Source organism: Thiohalocapsa sp., from assembly GCF_019695415.1.
Classification (GTDB): Bacteria; Pseudomonadota; Gammaproteobacteria; order Chromatiales; family Chromatiaceae; genus Thiohalocapsa.
Genome location: NZ_JAIFKJ010000550.1, coordinates 1 through 2,718, shown reverse-complemented (window position 1 = coordinate 2,718; position 2,718 = coordinate 1). Strand labels below are relative to the sequence as shown.

Annotated in this window: 3 protein-coding genes; 2 read left to right on the top strand and 1 reads right to left on the bottom strand. The window is 69.8% G+C overall.

Annotated features, from left to right (window positions below; translation table 11 throughout):
* On the bottom strand, positions 1–1,058 hold a 1,058-nt coding region (locus I6U14_RS15180), incomplete at its 3' end, for an FAD:protein FMN transferase (protein ID WP_296900361.1).
* A 126-nt stretch (positions 1,059–1,184) separates the two neighbouring features.
* Between I6U14_RS15180 and I6U14_RS15175 the strand changes: the two genes are divergently transcribed.
* The gene (locus tag I6U14_RS15175; RefSeq protein WP_296900360.1) at positions 1,185–2,096 is read left to right on the top strand and encodes an HAD hydrolase family protein; all 912 of its coding nucleotides are present in this window, start codon (positions 1,185–1,187) and stop codon (positions 2,094–2,096) included.
* A 228-nt stretch (positions 2,097–2,324) separates the two neighbouring features.
* The coding region (gene arfB, locus I6U14_RS15170) for an alternative ribosome rescue aminoacyl-tRNA hydrolase ArfB (RefSeq protein ID WP_296900362.1) at positions 2,325–2,718 on the top strand (394 nt) is incomplete at its 3' end.

Below are 2,718 nucleotides of genomic sequence, written 5' to 3'. Positions count from 1 at the left end.
CCGCCCGCCATCTGCGCGAAGGCGGTGCTCTCCGTCACCCGCAGCTCGTCGCCGAAGCGCTCGACAAAGAGCGCGATGAGGCCGCGCTCGTTGGCCACGGTCATGCCACGCGCCGGCCCCAGCACCAGCAGGGCCGTGGCCCAGGCGTCGGCCTCGGCGCAGCGCTCGGCGAGGACGGTGACGGACGCGAGCTGGTGGTCCACCGGCCGGCCGGTGGCGGGGTCGATGGTGTGGGAGTAGCGCTGCCCCTCCAGCTCGAAGAAGTTGCGATAGTCACCGGAGGTGGCCATGGCGCGGTCGGTGAGCGCCACCACCCGCAGCACAGCGCGCCGGCCGGCGTCCGGGCGCTCGATGGCGATGCGCCAGGGCTCGCCCTCGGCATTGCGGCCGCGCCCGCGCAGCTCGCCGCCGATCTCCACCAGGTAGTCGGTGATGCCGACGTCCTCGAGCACCGCCGCCATGCGGTCCACGCCGTAGCCCTTGGCGATGGCGGAGAGGTCGACATAGAGGTCGGTCCGGTCCTTGCGCAGCGCCGGCGGCTCGACGCGGGTGTGGAGCAGGTCCCAGCCGACGCGGGCCCGGGCGGCGTCGATCTCGGCCTGACTCGGCAGCTGGTCGGCCTTGACCTCCGGCCCGAAGCCCCAGAGGTTCACCAGCGGCCCCACGGTAACATCGAAGGCACCGTTGGTGAGGGTGCTGACGGCGAGCGCGGTATCCGTGAGCCGGACCAGCTCGGCAGAGACCGGAAACCAATCCGTGGTCTCGGCGACGTTGAAGCGCGACAGCTCCGAGTCCGCCTGGTAGGTTGACATGCGCTCGTTGACGCTCGCCAATTCGGCGCTGATGCGCTCGTATAACGCCGCGTCGTCAAGACCCGCGGGCGGGCGCGGCACCTGCACGCTCCAGCTGGTGCCCATGGTGCGGCCGACGAGGTCCAGCGTGTGATCGCGGGGGCCGCAGCCGGACAAGCTAACGAGCGCGAAGACGGTGAGCACGCACAGGAGCAGCAGCAGGAGTCGGGAGCCGAAGCTCACCGCAGGCGTGGTCGTCAGGGACATGGCTCTGGATGGACGCAAGTTGGACGCGGCGGCGCGGCGCAAGCGTAAGCCGGCAGGGCTGGACATGCACCCCGGCCTTCCCCAAGCTGCACCCCGATTGCAAACTCCAGTACAGGCCGCGGAGAGATGTACAAGCTGGTGGTCTCCGACCTGGACGGCACCCTGTTGGGGCCGGATCACCGCCTGGGCGATTATACGCGGGGCGTCCTTCAGCGCGTGCGCGCCGCGGGGGCGGACCTGGTGCTCGCCTCCGGGCGGCACTTCATGGACATACGCGTCCTCGCTCAGTTGCTGGCAGGACGGGCAATGGAGCCAGGCAATGCGGCACGGCACGGCACCCGAGGGAGCGGCATCCCTGCCGCGATAGGTGCCGATGACTCCGCCCAGCGCGGCTGGCTGGTCAGCTGCAACGGCGCCGCCGTCAACGCTGCGGACGGTCGGCTCATGCAGGCCACGCGCCTCCCGTCGGAGCCCCTGGACTTCCTGCTCCATGACCCGCTGTTCCGCGACGTGCATACCAACGTCTTCCTCAGCGACGCGTGGCTGGTGGAGGAGCCGGACCCGAGCCTGCTGCGATACCACCAGGACTCGGGCTTCCATTATCAGCTCGCGGACTTCGCGGCGCTGGACGGCACCGATGTGCTCAAGGTGATCTACCATGGCGAGCACCAGCATCTGCTCGCGCTGGAGCAAGAGCTCGTGGCCCGCTGCGGAGAGGCCATCGGCACCACCTTCTCGCTCCCGCAGACGCTGGAGGTGCTGGCACCCGGGGTGAGCAAAGGCGCAGCGCTGGCCAGCCTGCTCGATGATCTAGGGCTGACGCCGGCCGACGTGATCTGCTTCGGAGACGGTCTCAACGACGTGGAGATGCTTCGGCTCGTCGCTGACGGCGGCGGCCAGGCGCTGTTGATGGACAACGCCGATCAGCGCGTGCACGAGGCCCTGCCGGAGTTGCCGCGCATCGGCAGCCATGCGGACGAGGCGGTGGCGCGACACCTGGACCGGCTGCTCGCGGGCGGTGCCCTAGGGCCGGCGTGAACGCGCCCTGCGGTCAGCGCCGGGAAACTGAGGTCCGGCGCTGCGCTCTTGAGGGCCCTTTCGGCCCGCAACAGGGGGCTGACGCCAGCGCTGATTTTTCATGCAACGAGCACGACGCCGCAACGACCGATAGGGTTGGCCAACCCCGTCGGTTCAAGCCTCCGTGTTCTTCGTGATCTTCGCCGCTCAAATTCCGATTCTAGGGTGAACCGAGCCCACACCACCGAGATGACCCTGCACATCACCCCCGACATCGCCATCGACGAAGACGAGCTGAGCGAACGCTTCGTGCGCGCCCCTGGGCCCGGCGGTCAGAACGTCAACAAGGTGGAAACCGCCGTGCAGCTCAGCTTCGACGTGCGCCGCTCGCCGTCGCTGCCCGCGGGCGTTCGGGCGCGCCTGGAGAAGCTCGCAGGCTCCCGCGTGGACTCCGACGGCGTGCTCACCATCCACGCCCACCGGCATCGGACACGGGAGCGCAACCGCACCGATGCCCGCGAGCGCCTGGTGGAGCTCATCGCCAAGGCCAGCCATGTCCCCAAGCCGCGCCGCCCCACCAAGCCGTCCCGCGCCGCCAAGGCCCGGCGCGTGGACGAGAAGAAGCAGCGGGCGCGGGTCAAGC

Coding starts and splice junctions, on each gene's coding strand:
- I6U14_RS15175 (WP_296900360.1), top strand. CDS start 1,185: ATGTACAAGCTGGTGGTCTCCGACCTGGACGGCACCCTGTTGGGGCCG.